This is a genomic window from Massilia sp. Root418 (assembly GCF_001425265.1).
GTDB lineage: Bacteria > Pseudomonadota > Gammaproteobacteria > Burkholderiales > Burkholderiaceae_D > Rugamonas.
Genome location: NZ_LMEC01000020.1, coordinates 794726 through 812999 on the forward strand (window position 1 = coordinate 794726; position 18274 = coordinate 812999).

At 66.4% G+C, this 18274-nt stretch carries 10 protein-coding genes; 5 read left to right on the forward strand and 5 right to left on the reverse strand.

Annotated features, from left to right (window positions below):
* Positions 1 to 224 precede the first annotated feature (224 nt).
* The gene (locus ASC94_RS15775) at positions 225 to 1784 is read left to right on the forward strand and encodes a CitMHS family transporter (RefSeq protein WP_056396572.1); all 1560 of its coding nucleotides are present in this window, start codon (positions 225 to 227) and stop codon (positions 1782 to 1784) included.
* A gap of 31 nt (positions 1785 to 1815) precedes the next feature.
* Here the strand turns inward: ASC94_RS15775 and ASC94_RS15780 are convergent, their stop codons facing one another.
* The 3 genes from ASC94_RS15780 to acnB all read right to left on the reverse strand — a co-directional run bounded on the left by ASC94_RS15780 (position 1816) and on the right by acnB (position 9474).
* The gene (locus ASC94_RS15780; RefSeq protein WP_056396574.1) at positions 1816 to 4977 is read right to left on the reverse strand and encodes a glycoside hydrolase family 2; all 3162 of its coding nucleotides are present in this window, start codon (positions 4975 to 4977) and stop codon (positions 1816 to 1818) included.
* Positions 4974 to 6731, reverse strand: a complete 1758-nt coding sequence (locus ASC94_RS15785; protein ID WP_056396578.1) for a c-type cytochrome — start codon at positions 6729 to 6731, stop codon at positions 4974 to 4976. The genes ASC94_RS15780 and ASC94_RS15785 overlap by 4 nt, the downstream gene beginning before the upstream one ends.
* A 151-nt stretch (positions 6732 to 6882) precedes the next feature.
* Positions 6883 to 9474, reverse strand: a complete 2592-nt coding sequence (acnB, locus tag ASC94_RS15790; RefSeq protein WP_056396581.1) for a bifunctional aconitate hydratase 2/2-methylisocitrate dehydratase — start codon at positions 9472 to 9474, stop codon at positions 6883 to 6885.
* 282 nt (positions 9475 to 9756) lie between these two features.
* Here acnB and ASC94_RS15795 point away from each other — a divergent pair, with 282 nt between their 5' ends.
* Positions 9757 to 10527, forward strand: coding sequence for a flagellar brake protein (locus ASC94_RS15795; protein WP_229417290.1), 771 nt, complete (start codon positions 9757 to 9759; stop codon positions 10525 to 10527).
* 74 nt (positions 10528 to 10601) lie between these two features.
* A complete protein-coding gene (locus ASC94_RS15800) occupies positions 10602 to 11042 on the forward strand; it encodes an FKBP-type peptidyl-prolyl cis-trans isomerase (protein ID WP_056396586.1) in 441 nt (146 codons plus the stop codon).
* Between the two features lie 72 nt (positions 11043 to 11114).
* Here ASC94_RS15800 and ASC94_RS15805 read toward each other — a convergent pair whose 3' ends face one another.
* Complete coding sequence (locus ASC94_RS15805; RefSeq protein WP_229417291.1) at positions 11115 to 13505, reverse strand: dockerin; 2391 nt, start codon at positions 13503 to 13505, stop codon at positions 11115 to 11117.
* A 77-nt stretch (positions 13506 to 13582) separates the two neighbouring features.
* On the reverse strand, positions 13583 to 14176 hold the full coding sequence (locus ASC94_RS15810) for a PEP-CTERM sorting domain-containing protein (RefSeq protein WP_056396590.1): 594 nt from the start codon (positions 14174 to 14176) through the stop codon (positions 13583 to 13585).
* A 213-nt stretch (positions 14177 to 14389) separates the two neighbouring features.
* Between ASC94_RS15810 and ASC94_RS15815 the strand changes: the two genes are divergently transcribed.
* A complete protein-coding gene (locus ASC94_RS15815) occupies positions 14390 to 16033 on the forward strand; it encodes an alpha-amylase family glycosyl hydrolase (RefSeq protein WP_056396593.1) in 1644 nt (547 codons plus the stop codon).
* Between the two features lie 76 nt (positions 16034 to 16109).
* Positions 16110 to 18188, forward strand: a complete 2079-nt coding sequence (locus ASC94_RS15820) for a response regulator (RefSeq protein ID WP_056396596.1) — start codon at positions 16110 to 16112, stop codon at positions 18186 to 18188.
* The last annotated feature ends 86 nt before the right edge of the window (positions 18189 to 18274 follow it).

The following is an 18274-nucleotide window of genomic DNA, read 5'->3' on the forward strand; positions in this document are numbered from 1 at the left end:
TGTGCCGTGTCGGCCTGGCTGCAAGGCGGCTGCACGGCGACTGCACGATATCGCACACGAAATTGCGCGTCCAATGACGTTTTCCGCCGCCTTGATATCCAAACAGATATCAAGGCAGGCGCGCACGAAAGGAAAATGAAAGACTCGGCGGAGCATAGTGGCAGCCATTCGGCGCTGGGCGCCACATAAAGCTGCGCGGGCAGCACTTACAGTAGGAGACAGCCATGTTGACCGTATTGGCATATTCAATGGTCGTAGTATTCATGTTCCTGATCATGACCAAGCGCCTGCCGGCGCTGGTGGCCCTGATCGTGGTGCCCATCGCTTTCGGCCTGATCGGCGGCTTCGGCGCGCAGCTCGGCCCGATGATGCTGGCGGGGATCAAGCAGCTGGCGCCCACCGGCGTCATGCTCATGTTCGCCATCCTGTATTTCGGCGTGATGATCGATGCAGGCCTGTTCGATCCGGTGATCCGGCGCATCCTGAAACTGGTGGACGGCGATCCGCTGAAGATCGTCGTCGGCACCGCCGTGCTGGCGATGATCGTGTCGCTGGACGGCGACGGCGCCACGACTTACATGATCACCGTGTCGGCCATGCTGCCGCTCTACAAGCGGCTCGGCATCAGCCGCCTGGTGCTGGCGTGCGTGATCATGCTGGCCGGCGGCGTGTTCAATATCCTGCCCTGGGGCGGCCCCACCGCGCGCGCCGCCAGCGCGCTGGGCGTGGACGTGAGCGAAATCTTCGTGCCGATGATACCGGCCATGGTGGCAGGCGTGTGCTGGGTGCTGTTCGTGGCCTGCGTGCTGGGCAGGAAGGAGCGCAAGCGCATCGGCTTCATCGAACTGCGTCCCGCCGCGCCGGCGCCTGCCGCGCAGGGCATGAGCTTCCCCGGCATGCAGCCGGTGTTCGCAGGTGCTGCCGCAGCTGCCGGTGCAGCCAATGCAGCCGGTGCCGTCCGCGCTCCGCAGGCAGCGCTGCCGGCGGGCTTGCGCGCCGCAGCCGGCGCCGAACGCGGCTTGGCAGCGCTTGCATCCCTCGGCCAAGGCGCGGCGGGCGCGGGCGCAGAGGCCATGCAGGGCTCGGCGGGCGATCCTGGCGCACATGCGGCGGGGAGCGCACAGGACCTGCCCCTGGCCGATCCGGGCACGGCGCGTCCCAAGCTGCTGTGGGTGAACTTCCTGCTAACCGCTGTCCTGATGGCGCTGCTGATCATGGGCGCCCTGCCGCTGCCGGTGCTGTTCATGGTGGCCTTTGCGGTCGCCATCATGATCAACTATCCCAAGCTGGAAGACCAGAAGGAGCGCCTCACCGCGCATGCGGCCAACGTGCTGCCGGTGGTGTCGCTGATTTTCGCGGCCGGCATCTTCGTCGGCATCCTGCAGGGCACCAAGATGGTGGACGCCATCGCGGTCAGCGTGATCGCCGCGATTCCTCAGTGGATGGGTCCCTACCTGGCCGTTGTGACGGGCATCCTCAGCATCCCGTTCACCTTCTTCATCTCCAACGACGCCTTCTATTTCGGCGTGGTGCCCATCCTGGCCAAGGCGGCGGCGGTGTACGGCATCAGCGCCGCGGAGATCGGCCGGGCGGCGATCATCGGCCAGCCGGTGCACCTGCTCAGCCCCCTCGTCGCGTCCACCTATCTGCTGGTGGGCATGTCGGAAGTCGAATTCGGCGACCACCAGCGCTATACGCTGCTGTGGTCCATTTCAGCGGCGCTGGTGCTGCTGGCGGCCGCGATCGTGTTCGGCGTCATTCCGCTGGCGGGCCGCATCGGCTGACGGCCAGGCCGCAATCCCGGCCGCAACGCGTCTATTGATCGTAGCTATGGAAGAAGGGCTTGAACACGCTTTTCGCGGGCACCGGCTCGCCGAACCAGCGAACCAGTCTGGCGGGCCAGCGCTCCGCCGGCGGAAGCGGAATGAGCGAGAAGGAGCCGGCGATCTGCGGCGTGTTCTCGGCGAGGTGCGTCACCTCGGGCGTGGTGCCCTTGTTGCCCAGGCCACCGATGATGGCGTTGTGGCTCAACAGGGTGCGCTCGCCGTCCCGCTCCACGGCCACGTCCCCCGGCGCCATCGCCAGCGCGAAGCCGGTTCCCCCGCCCTCGCTCAGCAACGCCAGCTCCGTGCCGCGCCGGTTGCCCTGGAAACGCAGGTCCGACCGGTTCAGGTGGTATAGCCCGAACTCGTTGAGCGCATCCTTGCCGGGGTAGCCCGCGTAAGGCCCCTGCCCTATCCAGCGGAACTCGTCCAATCCTGCCGGCGCCACCACGGACAGGCCGGCCTCCGACAGCAAGCCGGAGGCGCCGGCAGGCGCGAACGCGTACGACACCGCGATAACGCCATTGGCGGCGATTTCAAGCTGGTAGCCGCCGCGCAGCATGTCGCGCCCCGTGACGCTGCCAGCGCCCGGCGCAGCTCCCTGCGCGCCCGGCGCCGTGCCCGGTGCTCCGGACGCCGCTGCCTGCGCGCCCGGCATCAGGTCGTCGAACGGCCGCTGCGGGGCGGGTGCCGCCGGCGCATCCTTGCCATCCGCAGGCAACGGATAACGGCCCGACACGGCCAGCAGCACCTTGCCGTTGCGCTGCTGTACCGTCACCAGCGGTTCCTCCATGCGCGTAAGGATGGATTTCAGCCAGAGCCCCGAGAGCTTCGCGCGCAAGGCCTCCGCCATCAGCGGCTTGCGGCCGGCATGCGGGTAGATGCCATCCACCAGAACGCGGCCCGCCTGGTCGCGGACCGCAACAGCGCCCGACGAGCGCTGCACCGTCAGTACCCACTCGGGCAAGGCAACCCGTATCTCGTCCGTGCTTTCGCTGACGGCAGGCTGGCCCTGCGGCGGCAGTCCGGCAGTCCAGCCGCCGCGCGCGCCGCCCCCCACGTCCAGCCCGTCCAGCCCGTCCAGCCTGCCTACCCTGTCCAGCCGCACGCTGCGTTCGTTGATCGGCATGCCGTGCTCGTCGACCGCGCGCAGCTGCAGTGCCAGCACGTCGTCCTGCGCGCCGGCCGGGACGGCGAGCGGGATGGTGAGCGGAATACGCACGGTTTCCCTGCCGCGTGGAGCCGCCCCGAGGCCCGCCTTTCCGCTGCCGATCTCCCTACCGTTGCGCTGCAGCGACCAGTGCAGGCCGATGCCGCGCAGCGTCCGGAAGTCGTAGCGGCTTTCCACCGTGAGCGCCACTTCCTGCCGTCCCGGCTTGACCTGCAGGCGCTGTTCAAGGATGCGCACCGGCGCATACACCTTGCGCATCTGCCAGTAGTCGGTCTGCGGCGTGCGGTCCGCGTATACCACGCCGTCCGTGCCGTCGAGTCCATGGGTGTCGTAGTAGCGCGCCTGGTCCAGCCACGCGTACTGCGTGGGCCTGGACGGGTCGGCGGGAACGGCACTGGTTCGCAGGATGCCCTGGTCCATGAAGTGCCACACGGCGCCACCGGCAAGCACCGGGCTTTTCTGGATCGTTTCCCACTGCGCCTGCAAACGGTCCGTCGCCAGGCCGAGCGCGTGCGCATACTCGGTCAGGATGGTCGGCCTGGTGAGCGTGGCGGCGTAATCGGCCAGGCGCGCGTTGGTCGGATAGTGCGGCGCATGGATGTCCACCCAGTCCGGAATCTTCTGGTAGTTCGCGGCGAAATAGCTGCCGATTTTGGGATAGGTGATCGGCCGCGAGGGATCGAGCTGCTTTGCCAGCCGCCCTGCTTCCAGTTCCACTTCCGTGAGCGGATTCTCATTGCCGATGCTCCAGACCAGTACGGACGCACGGTTCCTGTCCCGCGCAATGGTCGGCTCCACCCGCGCCAGGATGTTGTCCCGGTACTCCGGCTTCACCAGGTTCTTCTCGCCGTGGCCGATGGAGACTTCGTCCATCACGTAGAAGCCCATTTCGTCGGCCAGTTCCAACAGCCGCACGTGCGGCGGGTAGTGCGAGGTGCGGACGAAATTGACATTGGCCTTTTTCATCAGCTCCAGGTCGGTGCGCATCTGCGCCTCGGTGATGGCGCGCCCATGCAGCGGATCGAGGTCGTGGTGATTGACGCCGCGCAGCTTGACGGGACGGCCGTTCAGCAGCAGCACCTTGCCCTCGGTGCGGACTTCGCGCAGGCCTACCCGCTCCTCCACCGCGTGTAGCGGCTTGCCATGCTCAGCCAGCGTGAGCTGGAGGCGGTACAGGGACGGCGTCTCGGCTGTCCACAGCCTGGGTTGGGGGATGCGCAGCACCGCCTTGCGGCGCGTGCCGTCCTGCCCCGCGTGCGGCGCAAGCAGGACGTGCGCGGCTTCGGTCCCGTTGGGCGCAATCAGCCTGGCGCGCAGCTGGCCGGCGTCCCTGCTCAACTCCACGTCCACCGAGAACTCGGCCGCGCCGTTTTCCAGCAGCCGGGTGCTGGTCGCCAGGCCTGCAATGTGCGCGTCCGGCACGGAGAACAATGTTACGTCCCGATAGATGCCGGACAGGGACCAGTCATCGTTCAGGTCGAACTCGTAGCCGAGCGGCTTGGCCGCGACACGCACCGCCAGCGTGTTGGGCGCATCGCCGGGCTGCAGGAACTCGGTGACGTCAAAGGTATGGCGGTTGAAGGCGCTGGCGGCCGATGCCCCGGCCTTGCGGCCGTTCACCCATAGTTCGTAGCCGAACGCGACGCCTTCGAAGCGCAGGAACACGCGGCGGCCCTGCCAGCCGGATGGCACGCGGAAGCTGCGGCGGTACAGGCCCAGTCCGTCCTTCAGTTCGTCCGCATAGGAAGGCTCCGCAAAGCCCTTGAGTTCCCAGTTGGCGGGTACGGGAATGGTGTTCCAGCGCGACGCATCGAAGCGGCTGGACGTGAATTCCGCATCGGCGCCGGCTTCCAGCCCCGCGATGTATTTGAACGACCAGTCGCCGTTCAGGCTGAGCGAATACGCGGCCTCCTTCGCTGCCAGGACGTTGGCTGCGTCCGCGCCCGATGCACATAACACCAGCGCCAGCAAGGCGGCCTTCATTGCGCAGCCTTTGTGCTGGCGGGCGCCACGCGCCAGATCTCGCCGGTAACGTCGTCCACCACCAGCAGCGAGCCGTCGTCCTGCACCGCCACGGACGAGGGCCGTCCCCACACTTCCCGGTCGCTGACCACGAAGCCGGTGACGAAGTCCTGATAGGACCCGGTGGGTACGCCGTCCTTCATGAACACGCGCACCACCTTCGAGCCGGTGCGCGTGGCGCGGTTCCAGGAACCGTGCAGCGCCAGGAACATGTCGCCGTTGTATTCGGCCGGGAAGCGGCTGGCGGCGCCGGCGCCCGCCTCGTACACCACCATGCCCAGCGGCGCCGAGTGGGCAGTCACCAGCAGGTCCGGCGCGCGCACCTTGTCCTTCAGGTCCGGGCGCACGCCCTGCAGGCGCGGCTCCTCGTTGGCGCCGATGTAGTACCACGGCCAGCCGAAAAAGGCACCGCGCGGCACGCGGGTGAGATAGTCTGGCGGCAGGTTGTCCCCCAGCAGGTCGCGCTCGTTGACGCTGCAGAACAGGTCGCCCGTGGCTGGGTGCCGGTACATGCCCACGCAGTTGCGCAGGCCGGTGGCGTGGGTACGGCGGTTGCCGCCGTCCGGGTTGAAGCTGAGGACCACGCCACGGTCGGTCTCATCGTCCCAGGCGCCGCCCAGCCCATGTCTGGCTTCCCATTCGGCCAGCGGTCCGGGCGGGCGCCGCGCCATCCGCTCGCCGATATTCGAGGCGGAGCCGATCGAGACGTACATGGTTTTGCTGTCCGCCGAAAAAGCGAGCGTACGCGTGGTGTGCGAACCCGGCGCAGCCACCAGCGTCGGCACCACCACTTCCGGCTCGGCGCTGGCCACCAGGTCGCCATTCTTGTACGGGAAACGCACGATGGAGTTGACGTAGGCGACGTACAGGTACTGCGGATCCGGCCCCACGGGCCAGAACGCGAAGCCGAACGGCCGGTTCAGGCCGGAGGCGAACACGCTGACCGTGTCGGCCCGCTCGCCGGTCGATGAGCGGAACACCTTCATCAGGCGCTTGGGCATGGAGGACATGAACATGTCGCCGTTGGGCGCCTTGACGAGCAGACGGCCCTTGTCCGGATCGGTGGCCCACAGGGTTGCCTTGAAGCCGGGCGGCACGGCGGGCGCCACGCCTTCCGGGCGTGCCACGGTCTGCGGGCTGTTGCCCGCGCTGGGGGTGGCGAACGGCGCCGCCAGCTGATCCGCGCGCACCTGGTGGATGCGGCCCGGCTGGTCCGCGCTCCAGTGGCCGCTGCCCGGGCCCGGGGCCGATGCCGCCGGAGTTGCCGCTGCCGTTGCAGCAGCAGCAGCAGCGGCAGCAGCAGCACCAGCGGGGCCGGCCGGGGCCGTTTCCTTGCCCCTGAGCGTTGCGAGGTAGGCGACCAGCGCCGCGCGGTCGGCGCGGTCCGGCACGCTCATGGGCATGGCGGTGCCGGGCGTATGGGCGGCCGGATCGAGGATATAGCGGTCAAGCTCGCTCTTTGTCCATGCGCGGCCGCTGCTGCCTGCGGCGGCCAGCGCCCTGGAATAGGCATAGCCGGGCGCGCCGGCAATGCGCCGTCCCAGCACATTGAACAAGCCCGGCCCGGCAAGCGGCTGCAGGTTGGGCGTGACGCTGTGGCACATGGCGCAGTTGGACGCGAACAGGCGGGCGCCGTCCGGGGCAGCGGCGCCGGCGGACGGCGGGAGTGCGGCGGCGGCGAGTGACAGCAGCAGGCGTGAGCGGTAGTTGGCCATTTTGTGCGCGCTTTGATAAGACAGGGAATTATCCCTTCAAAGGCGCGGCAATCCGGCTCACAAAAATGATTGTTTGCAGAAATGAAAAATCGCCGGCAAGCGGCGATTTGGGTGAGCCCGGCCTGGACGGCCTTGCGGCCGCCCAGTGCTATCAGGCTGAGACTTGCACGGCGTCCGCCACGTCGCTGAATTCAGCGATCTTGTCGAAGTTCATGTAGCGGTAGATCTCATCCGAATTCTCCGCCAGCACGCCGGTATGCGACAGGTACTCGGCCTTGGTCGGGATGCGGCCCAGGGCCGAGCACACCGCTGCCAGCTCGGCCGAACCGAGGTAGACGTTGGTGTCGATGCCCAAACGGTTCGGGAAGTTGCGGGTCGAGGTCGACATCACGGTGGCGCCCTTGCGGATTTGCGCCTGGTTGCCCATGCACAGCGAGCAGCCCGGCATTTCCATGCGCGCGCCGGTGCGGCCCAGGGTGCCGTAATGGCCTTCCGAAGTCAACACTTGCGCGTCCATCTTGGTCGGCGGCGCGATCCACAGGCGCACCGGGATGTCGGACTTGCCTTCCAGGACCTTGGAGGCGGCGCGGAAGTGGCCGATGTTGGTCATGCAGGAGCCCACGAACACGTCGTCGATCTTGGCGCCGGCTACTTCGCCCAGGGTCTTCACGTCGTCCGGATCGTTCGGGCAGGCCACGATAGGCTCGTGGATGTCGGCCAGGTCGATTTCGATGACGGCCGCATATTCGGCGTCCGCGTCCGGCGACAGCAGCTCGGGCTTGGCCAGCCAGGCTTCCATGGCCTTGATGCGGCGCTCCAGGGTGCGCTTGTCCAGGTAGCCGTTGGCGATCATCCACTTCATCAGGGTGATGTTCGAGTTCATGTACTCGATGATCGGTTCCTTATCCAGGTGCACGGTGCAGCCGGCGGCGGAGCGCTCGGCCGAGGCGTCGGACAGCTCGAACGCCTGTTCCACCTTCAGCTTCGGCAGACCTTCGATTTCCAGGATGCGGCCGGAGAAGATATTCTTCTTGCCCTTCTTGTCCACAGTCAGCAGGCCTTGCTGGATGGCGTACAGCGGAATGGCGTTGACCAGGTCGCGCAGGGTGACGCCGGGCTGCATTTCGCCCTTGAAGCGCACCAGCACGGATTCAGGCATGTCCAGCGGCATTACGCCGGTGGCGGCGGCGAAGGCCACCAGGCCGGAACCCGCAGGGAACGAGATGCCGATAGGGAAACGGGTGTGCGAGTCGCCGCCGGTGCCCACGGTGTCCGGCAGCAGCAGGCGGTTCAGCCAGGAGTGGATCACGCCGTCGCCCGGACGCAGGGCCACGCCGCCACGGTTTTCAATGAAGGCAGGCAGTTCGCGGTGGGTCTTGACGTCCACCACTTTCGGGTAGGCGGCGGTGTGGCAGAAGGACTGCATCACCAGGTCGGCCGAGAAGCCCAGGCAAGCCAGGTCTTTCAGCTCGTCGCGGGTCATCGGGCCGGTGGTGTCCTGGGAGCCGACGGTGGTCATCTTCGGTTCGCAGTAGGTGCCTGGGCGGATGCCCTTGCCTTCTGGCATGCCGCACGCGCGGCCCACCATCTTTTGCGCCAGCGAGTAGCCGCGGCCGGTGTCGGCAGGGTTCTGCGGCAGGCGGAACAGGGTCGACGGGGCCAGGCCCAGCGCTTCGCGCGCCTTGGACGTCAGGCCGCGGCCGATGATCAGCGGAATGCGGCCGCCGGCGCGCACTTCATCGAACAGCACGTCGGATTTCACCTTGAACTCGGCGATCACGACACCGTTTTTCAGGGCTTTGCCATCGTAAGGACGCAGTTCGACCACGTCGCCCATTTCCATCTGCGACACGTCCAGTTCGATCGGCAGTGCGCCGGCGTCTTCCATGGTGTTGTAGAAGATCGGGGCGATCTTGGCGCCCAGGCATACGCCGCCGAAACGCTTGTTCGGGATGAAAGGAATGTCTTCGCCGGTGAACCACAGCACCGAATTGGTGGCGGACTTGCGGGAAGAGCCGGTGCCGACCACGTCGCCCACGTAGGCCACCAGGTTGCCCTTGGCTTTCAGCGCTTCGATCTGCTTCAGCGGGCCGATCTTGCCTGGCTCGTCGGGGTTGATGCCGGGACGGGCGTTCTTCAGCATGGCCAGCGCGTGCAGCGGAATGTCGGGACGGGTGGTGGCGTCCGGCGCGGGCGACAGGTCGTCGGTGTTGGTTTCGCCGGAAACCTTGAACACGGTCAGGGTCAGGCTTTGCGGCACTTCGGGACGCGAGGTGAACCACTCGGCGTCGGCCCAGGACTGGATCACTTCCTTGGCGCGCGCGCTGCCCTTGTCGGCCAGCTCTTTCACGTCGTGGAAGTAGTCGAACATCAGCAGGGTCTTCTTCAGGCCTTCGGCGGCAACGGCGCCAACTACCGCGTCGTCCAGCAGGTCGATCATCGGCTTGATGTTGAAGCCGCCCAGCATGGTGCCCAGCAGGCGGGTGGCCAGTTCGCGCGAGATCAGCGGGCTGGTTTCGGTGCCCTTGGCTACGGCTGCCAGGAAGGCGCATTTCACCTTGGCGGCATCGTCCACGCCGGCCGGCACGCGGTAGGTGATCAAGTCGACCAGGAAGGCTTCTTCACCGGCGGGCGGGTTTTTCAGGAGCTCGACCAGTTCCGAGGTCTGGGCTGCGGACAGCGGCAGCGCAGGAATGCCGAGGGAAGCACGTTCGGCGACGTGATCGCGGTAAGAAGCTAGCATGGGAAACTCTCTCAGTTAAGGTTCATAGCAGGGGGCGCGGGGACGCAGCCGCCCTTCAAGTACGCTATTGTACCTCAACAACTCTTCTATAAGACATAAGACAGAATAAAGTTATCGACTGTTGGGGATTTGCGCGCCCGGCTCCACGCGGCTTGCAGAGTTTTTGCCACAGTTTTTCAAGATAATGGGCACTTATTACCAGAAAGCAAATCCTGGCGCGGATTCGCTTGTAGACTGTGTTTGCTGAATATCTACCTTGAATAAATTTCATCTATAAAAGATATGCAACTAAACGAACCCATCGTCCGTATCCGCAAGGGACCGCCAAGGCTGCAAGACGCGGTCGAACCCATACCCTCCACCGTTCCGTCGCACGAGATGGCCGACATCGACGAGATCGGCGACGCGCTGACCATGCTGGCCGAAACCGGCGACCCGATCTCCATGTACGCCGCCGGCAGCCGGCAGGCGGTGCTGGGACGGATCCTGTCGGTCGATCCCGAGTTGCCGCACTTCGTGATGGAGCTGAACGAACGGCAAACCCTGGCGCCGGGCAGCGTGACCTTCGTGGCCTGGCTGCGCAACGCCAAGCTGCAATTCCGCCTGACCGACAAGGCATGGCGTTCCCTGCCCGGCAAGCCGGCATTGATACCGATGACCTTTCCCGAGACCTGCGAGGTGCTGAACCGCCGCGCGACGGAGCGCGTGGAGACGCCGCTGGGCGGCAATTTCATGGCCTCTTTCGTGTTGAATGGCGCGCCGTATGAATTGCCGCTGTACGACTTTTCGGTGGGCGGGGTCGGCTTGCGCTGCGCGAAGCGGGACGCCAGGGGCCTGATCAAGGGCCGCCAGCTGGTGGACGTGCGGCTGGACCTGGGGCCGGACACGGTGATCGTCACCGACCTGGAGGTGCGGCTGACGCGCTCCTACCGCTCCTTCCTGCTGGGCGAACAGCTCCATGTGGGCTGCAAGTACATGAATATGCTGCCGGAGACGGAGCGCGCCATCGCCAAGCTGCTGATCGAGATGAATGCGCCCCAGCGGCGGCGCTGAACGGGCACGGCTGTCGCAGTGATCATAGTGTATCCTGCTGCGATTTTCCTTCGTCCACATCACGAAAGCACCACATGAAACAACTGCTCACCTCCAGCGTCCTTGCGCTGTCCCTGACCTTGACGCTGGCCGCCTGCGACCGCGCCAAGGTCCCGCCGGCGGCCGCCATGCCCGCCGTGGCCTTCCAGAAGATCGATACCGTAACCGGGACCGGCAAGGAAGCCGTGGCCGGCAGCACCGCCGTGGTCAATTACACCGGCTGGCTGTACCAGCCGGGCGCGCCCGAGCAGCACGGCGAGAAGTTCGATTCCTCCATCGGCCGCGCGCCGTTCGATTTCCGGCTGGGCGCCGGCCAGGTCATCAAGGGCTGGGACGAAGGCGTGCAAGGCATGAAGGTGGGCGGCAAGCGCACGCTGATCGTGCCGGCCGCCATGGGCTACGGCGACGGCGGCGCCGGTCCGATCCCGCCCAACGCCACCTTGATCTTCGACGTGGAACTGCTCGACGTACGATAAGCTAAGAGAAGGAAGACGCAGGCGGACGCCCTCCAGCTGGGGCCGGCCGCCCGACGCCCGATGCCCGGCGCCTCAGTAGCTGAACAGCACGCCGCGCCCGCTGCCGCTGATGAACAGGCGTCCCGGCACGTTCTGGTCGGCCGCCAGGGTGGAGATGCCGCCGTACTGGTGCTTGTCATCGTTGAAGCGGCTCCAGGTGGCGCCGCCGTCGTCGGAGCGGTACACGCCCCACACGCCGCCGATCACGCCCGCTACATACACCGAAGCCGAGTATTTCGCCCCTGCAGGCGCCTTGCCCAGGGAGATGGAGGTGGCGCCGTACACCTCCGGCCACGACCAGGTCGGGTTCTTGCCCCAGATCGGCGCGGCCGCGCTCAGCTTGGTCCAGCTCACGCCCGCATCGTCCGAATGCATGATGGATTGCCCGTCCGCCACCCAGATATCGCCTTCCGTGTTCGGATTGACCGCGATCGACGTCACGCTGAATTCGCCAACGGCCGTACCGCTGCCCGGGAATGCGCTGCGTTCGGTGAAGGTGTGGCCGCCGTCCGTGGAGACAAAGAAGCGCGGCGTCTCCGACCCTTGCGCCCACCACACGCCGCCCGAGTTGTAGGCATACACCTTGTTCGGGTTCTTGCGGTCGGCCACGACGCGGTAGCTGCGCGCCATGCCGACCGCGTTCAGCGCCGGGAGATTGGTGTAGGTCCAGGTCGCGCCGTTGTCGGTGCTGTAGGCCGGCACCGAATTGGCTGGGGCCCAGACGATGTTGCCGGGTTTGGTGACGGCGATGTTCCCTTCATTGCCCTGGTTGGCCAGTGCGTCCGGGTGGTTGCCGGCGAATCCCGTCCAGGTCACGCCGGAGTCGGTGGAATAGGCGCCGCCAACGTTGGGGCTGTTCCATTTGGTGGTGCCGACCGCGGCGATATAGGACGGCGCGGACCAGGCCATGTCGGCGCTGATGCCGTTGCCGAACAGGCCGGGGCCGCGCGTGGGCTGCTTGAACAGTTCCGTCTGGACGTGCATGCCGATGTCGCCCGTGCTGCGCAGCAGGCTGTACGCGGCGCCGGGCGGCGGCGCCATCAGGGCCAGCGTGGCGGTTTCCTCGATGCCTTCGATGAGGTGGTTCCAGGTCGGCTTGGCGGCCGACGCGTTCCTGGTCTCCAATATGCCGCCGCCGTGCACGTGCAGGACGCGCTCGGGATTGTTCGGGTCGATCTCGACGTCGTCCACCCAGCCCGACCAGCCATCCTTGTCCGGGTGCGGGGCCATGGCGGAAATCTCGCGCCAGGTGGCGCCGGCGTCGTCGGACAGTTGCACCACCGGCTGGCCTTCCCAGTTGCCCCAGGAATTGGTGACGCCCAGGGCGATGCGGGTGGTGGCGCCGGTGCCGGACACCGACAGCCCGCCGATGCCGAAGTTGACCCATTCCTCGGTGTCATACTTCTTCAGCAGGGTCCAGCTGGCGCCGTCGAATTTGTACAGCCTTGCCGGGCCGCCGGCGCCGGGGCCGCTGTCCTTGGTGAAGGCCACATACATCATGCCGTCCCTGGCGCGCACCATGTGGGGGATGTGGTAGCCCGTCACGGGCGTGCTGACGCCGGCCCAGCTGGCACCGCCGTCGGTGGACTTGTACATGCTGAACGCCAGCCCGGCCACGCCGGCGTAGTCCGGCGCGACTGCGGTGTAGATGGTCTGGGTGGCGCTGCCCGTGCCTTTGGTCGAGGTATCGAAAACCACCTGCTCCACGCCGATCGCGCTGCGCATATTGTTGGCGTCGATCTGGGACTGGTCCATCTTCGCAGTCGACAGCGACTGCACCTGCTGCCAGGTCTGGCCACGGTCGCCACTCTTCCACAAGCCGGCCGTGCGCGATGCGTAGAACAGGATCGCGGGGTTGTTCGGGTCCACCATCATGCGCTCGCCGACGGCGCGCCCCTGGTTGTTACTGCCCACCGGGAACGGCAGGTCGACGTGCTGCCAGTTGTCGCCGCGGTCGGTGGAAATGTACAGGCGCCCCGGATTGTCCACCCGGTTGTACATCCCGGTACTCAGGTAGATGCGTTTGTCGTCGTTCGGATCGAGGGCGATGCTTTCGCCGCCGTGGAAGAAGCCCTCGCTGGCGCCGAAGCCGTCGGTGATCGGCAGCCAGGTCGAGGTGGCGGCGTCCCAGCGGTAGGCGCCGCCCATGTCGGTGCGCGCGTACAGGACGTCCGGACTGGTCGGGTGGAAGATCAGGCCGGGCACGTAACCGCCCCCGCCGTACTTCACGCTGGCCCATCGGGTTGCCTTGACGGGCAGTGCGCCGCCCATCTTGGTGGCGCCCAGCGTGACGGCCGGGCCGGCGCTCTCGCTGCCGCTGCCGCTGCCGCCGCAGCCGGCCACCAGGCTGGCCATCCCGGCCAGCAGGCCGGTCAGGACAATGACTTGCTTGGTGCTGATACGCGTCTTGATACGCTTGTACATGTTTTAGTCTCCAGGGAAATGAGCGGCGATGCCAGGTCGCCGTCGTGCAAGGTGCAGCGTGCAGCCGCGTGCATCGCTTACCGCTGGCGGCGACGCGCCACAACGGCGGCGGCCAGGCCACCCAACAGCAAGGGCAGCGTGCCAGGCAGCGGCACGCTGCCGTTCACAGCTTCCACGCTGATGTTGTCGATCTGGTTGAAGTAGCCCGAATCCAGGCGCAGTTCGCTGATGCCGGCCAACGCGGTATCCCAGCTGCCCGCGCCTTCCAGGAAGCCGAGCACGGTGCCGTCGGCCGACAGCGCGCTGCCGTCGGTGTAGTAGTCGAAGCCGGCCAGGTTGAACCGGCCGCCGCCGATGCGGGTCAGGGTCGCGTACGACGCCGCACCGTTTTCCATGCCGTCGTGCCAGTTGTAGGTCTGCGGCTCGAATGTGCCGTCGCCGATATGGGCCTCGCCCGGCGCCGCGTTGGGCGCGTTCAGCGTCAGCTGGAAGCCCGCCTCCTGGTAGCTCAGGTGGTTGCCGTCGTAGTGCATATTGGCTGGCAGCGCACCGGTGTTGCCGTAGACGACAAGCTCGGCCAGGCCGTCGAAGGTGAGGACGGCCGCGCCGGCGCTGCCGGCCACCAGGTTTGCCACGAGGCCCGTGAGGGCAATGAGTCGCATCTTCTTCATACGTGTAGCTCCAGGTTTGTGAGGGTCGTGCTGTGCCGGCCTGGCGGACAGTCCGGAGAGGCTCGAATGAGTCTAGCGTTGCAAAATTTCAGCGGCAATTGCGAAATCGCTCAACCCGCCGAACGAAATTCCAGAGCGGGAAAGATTGCAAGATCGTGAATTCTCGTATAGCGTAGTGGCAAATAGTAGTAGAACTACATCGGATAACTCACCATGGACTTGCAGTTCCCCCCTGACACCGACCTGCTGCCGCACGCCGCTGCAAGCGGCGTGCGCTTCGTTTTCGATGCCGCGCCGGACACCCGCAGCGTGGCGCTGGCGGGCACCTTCAACAGCTGGGCGGGCGATGCCTGCATGCTGGAACGCGTGTCGCCCACGCGCTGGCAGGCCACGCTGCCGATACCGGCCGGGCGGCACCTGTACAAGCTGGTCGTCAATGGTACGGACTGGATCGCCGATCCGGCCAATCCCTGGATTTCGGAAGACGGCCAGCACAACTCCTGCCTGACCGTGGATGAATCGGGCGCGGTGCTGATGCGCCAGCCTGGCCTGGGCGCCGGCGCGCCCGGCCCGCTGCACGCGCGCCCTGCGCTGGCCAGCCCGGAATGGCTGCGCGACGGCGTGATCTACCAGCTCTCCGTGCCGGCCTTCGGCGGCAGTTTCGACGGCGTGCGCGCCAGGCTGCCCTATCTGGACGAGCTCGGCGCCAATGTGCTGTGGCTGATGCCCTTCCACCCGATCGGCATAGAAGGCCGCCGGGGTGCGTTGGGCGACCCGTACGCGGTGCGCGACTTCGATACCATCGATCCCGCCCTGGGGAACGCCGCCGCCCTGCGCGCGCTGGTGGACGCAGCGCACGCGCGGGGCATGCGCGTGATCATGGACTGGACGCTCAACCGCAGCAGCGTGGACCATCCATTCACCCGCACGCATCCGCGCTGGTACACGCAGCGCGCCGACGGCAGCATCTACTACGCCGTGCCCAACCGCGAGTATTTTGCCGGGTTCGACTTCACCGCCCGCGCCCTGCGCTCCTGCCTGATCGACAGCATGCGCCGCTGGATCGCGGACTTCGGCTTCGATGGCCTGCGCTTCGACGATTCCGACATTACGCCTTGCGATTTCCTCGACGAGATCCGCGCGGCGCTGGCGGCCCAGCGTCCCGACATCGCCCTGATCTCCCAGTCGTACGATGAATTCCACCACCTGGCCGCCTGCGACCTGACCTACGAGGGCGGCACGCGCGAAATGCTGCGCCGCTGCGCCCATGGCGAGGCGGACGGCGCCGCGTTCGCCCGCTATTGGAACGAGTCCACCTACAGCTTTCCACGCGGCGCCTTGCGCATGCGCTGGCTGGAAGACAAGGAACAGGGCCGCGCGTCCGCCTTCCTGGGCCGCGCCGCCCATCGCCCGGCGGCCGCCGCGCTGTTTGCCATGGACGGCGTGCCCCACATCCTGATGGGGCAGGAATTCGACGAGCCAAGCTGGACCGGCTGGCAGGTGCTGTTCGACCCGTACCAGCTGGACTGGAAAGCATACGATGGCGATCTGTTTGCCCATTACCAGACCCTGATCGGCCTGCGCCGCCGCCACGCCGCGCTGCGCAGCGGCGCCACGGCGTTTCTGGAAGGCTTGCCGCCGGGTGCCATCGGCTTCACGCGCAGCGGCAGCAGCAGCGGCGAGCGCATCGTGGTGCTGGCCAACCTGTCCCCGTCAACGCTGGCGTTCGGCGCGGCGCTGGCGCACGCCCAGCCGCTATACGCGTCGGGCTGGCAGGGACAAGACGCGACGCTGGCGCCGCATGGCTGGATGATAGGAATCCTGGCCCGCCCTGACAGCAGCCGCCAGATCAGTTAGAGTTCTGCTTGATGTGCCAGCCAGCGAGCGCGGCCCAGAGACACCTTCCTGTTTCGCACTGCGGGATGATCGGCATATGGAATCCACTGTTCACACTCTTCACAGCGAAGAATTCATCCGCCTGAATTTCCCCAGGCTGGCCGCCGCATTGGAATACATGCCGGTCGGAGTGACCATTGTCGACAGCGACCTGACCATCCGGTTCTGGAATCCTGCGTTTTGCCAGCTGCAGGGGCTGCCGGTTGACGTGATGCACCCCGGCGTGACCATGGCAGACGTATTCCGTTTTCTTGCCGCGCGCGGCGACTATGGGCCAGGCGATATCAAGGACCTGGTCGCGGCCCGCGAAGCGCTGTGCCTGCAGTTCCAGCCCCACAACTTCACCCGCATCAGCGTCGACGGCGTCGTGCTGAACATCGTCGGCCGCCCCATCTACGGCGCGGACGGCGCCGTCAGCGGCTTCGTCACCATCTATCACGACGTAACCTCCGAGCGGCACTACGAGCAGCAGCTGGAGGCCAAGAACGAGGAACTGCTGCAGGCCAAGCGGCTGGCCGAGGCGGCCAGCACGGCCAAGGGCCAGTTCCTGTCCAATATGAGCCATGAAATCCGCACGCCGCTGAACTGCGTCATCGGCATGGCCTATCTGGCGCTGAAGACCGAGCTGGATCCGCGCCAGCGCGACTATCTGGAGAAGATCCGCTACGCCGGCGAGCATGTGCTGGGCCTGATTGACGACATCCTCGACATTTCCAAGATCGAAGCCGGCAAGATGGACCTGCAGCATATCGACTTCTCGCTCGACCAGGTGGTGCAGACCCTGACGACGGTGGTGGCGCCGAAGGCGGCCTCGCGCGGCCTGGAGCTTGTGTTCGAGCTCGATCCCGGCCTGCCGCCGGTGCTGGTGGGCGATCCGCTGCGGCTGAAACAGGTGCTCATCAACTACGCCAACAACGCCATCAAGTTCAGCGAGCAAGGCAGGATTACCTTCCGCGCACACATGGTGGCGGGGAACGCCGGGGAGTGCGTGGTGCGCTTCGAAGTGAGCGACCAGGGCATCGGGCTGTCCAAGGCGGAGATGGCCAAATTGTTTGTCTCGTTCCAGCAGGCCGACACCTCCACCACGCGGGAATACGGCGGCACAGGCCTGGGCCTGGCAATCTGCAAGGAACTGGCCCAGCTGATGGGCGGCGACGTCGGCGTGGACAGCGAGCCTGGCGTCGGCAGCACGTTCTGGTTCACGGCCCGGCTGGGCGTATCGTGCCGCTCCCTGCCCACGCTGATCGGCCAGATCAGCGATGCCGCCGGCGCGCTGCTGGCCAGTTCCCGCACCTCGGCCATGATGGAAGCGCTGCGGACGTCCCGCATTCTGCTGGTCGAGGACAACGTCTTCAACCAGCAGATCGCGCAAGAGATGCTGGAGGAAGTGGGAGCCGCCGTTTGCCTTGCCAGCAATGGCGCCGCCGCGCTGGAACTGCTGCACAAAACCGATTTCGACTGCGTGCTGATGGACTTGCAGATGCCGGTCATGGATGGCCTGGAAACCACCCGCCGCATGCGCGCCACCGAACAGCTCAGCCACATACCGGTGCTGGCGATGACAGCCACTGCCACCACCGAGGCCAGGGTGCGCTGCATCGACGCCGGCATGAACGATTTCATCTCGAAGCCGGTGCAGCCGGCGCTGCTATACCAGACCATCGCCAACTGGCTGCCGCAGCGCGTGCCGGCGGGCGAGCCCCAGCCTCTCCCGCCCTCCCCTGCGCTTGCCCCTGCGCTTGCCCCTGCCCCTGCGGCCACCGCCACGGCGAGCGTCGGCGACGGCGCGGAGGTGATGGACCTGTCGGTACTGGCCATGCTGGTCGGCGACGACGTGGAGAAACTGCGCAAATTCGCGGCCAAATTCCTGCACAGTTCGCAGGAAGGCGTGCGCGACATGGAAGCTGCGCTGGCGCGCGGCGACGTGGATGCCGTGCGGGAGCTGGGCCACCGCATCAAGGGGGCGGCGCGCACGGTCGGCGCGTTCCCCATGGGCGACTTGTGCGAGCAGCTGGAGAATTTGGAACCCGGCAGCGGACACGCGGAGGCCATGGCGATAGTCGAACAGCTGCAGGCGCTGCTGGAGAAGGTGGAGCGGCACGTAGCAGCGTATTGATGCGTATAGAAGCGTATAGATGCGTCCCCCGGCGCAATTTTAGTAAGCTATAGCGCGCTATAGCAAGCCTTAGCGGAAGTTAGCAA

Excerpts from the sequence above, each read along its gene's own strand:
- ASC94_RS15800 (WP_056396586.1), top strand. The coding sequence starts at position 10,602 with ATGAAACAACTGCTCACCTCCAGCGTCCTTGCGCTGTCCCTGACCTTG.
- ASC94_RS15795 (WP_229417290.1), top strand. The coding sequence starts at position 9,757 with ATGCAACTAAACGAACCCATCGTCCGTATCCGCAAGGGACCGCCAAGG.
- acnB (WP_056396581.1), bottom strand. The coding sequence starts at position 9,474 with ATGCTAGCTTCTTACCGCGATCACGTCGCCGAACGTGCTTCCCTCGGC.
- ASC94_RS15805 (WP_229417291.1), bottom strand. The coding sequence starts at position 13,505 with ATGTACAAGCGTATCAAGACGCGTATCAGCACCAAGCAAGTCATTGTC.
- ASC94_RS15785 (WP_056396578.1), bottom strand. The coding sequence starts at position 6,731 with ATGGCCAACTACCGCTCACGCCTGCTGCTGTCACTCGCCGCCGCCGCA.
- ASC94_RS15775 (WP_056396572.1), top strand. The coding sequence starts at position 225 with ATGTTGACCGTATTGGCATATTCAATGGTCGTAGTATTCATGTTCCTG.
- ASC94_RS15820 (WP_056396596.1), top strand. The coding sequence starts at position 16,110 with ATGGAATCCACTGTTCACACTCTTCACAGCGAAGAATTCATCCGCCTG.
- ASC94_RS15815 (WP_056396593.1), top strand. The coding sequence starts at position 14,390 with ATGGACTTGCAGTTCCCCCCTGACACCGACCTGCTGCCGCACGCCGCT.
- ASC94_RS15780 (WP_056396574.1), bottom strand. The coding sequence starts at position 4,977 with ATGAAGGCCGCCTTGCTGGCGCTGGTGTTATGTGCATCGGGCGCGGAC.
- ASC94_RS15810 (WP_056396590.1), bottom strand. The coding sequence starts at position 14,176 with ATGAAGAAGATGCGACTCATTGCCCTCACGGGCCTCGTGGCAAACCTG.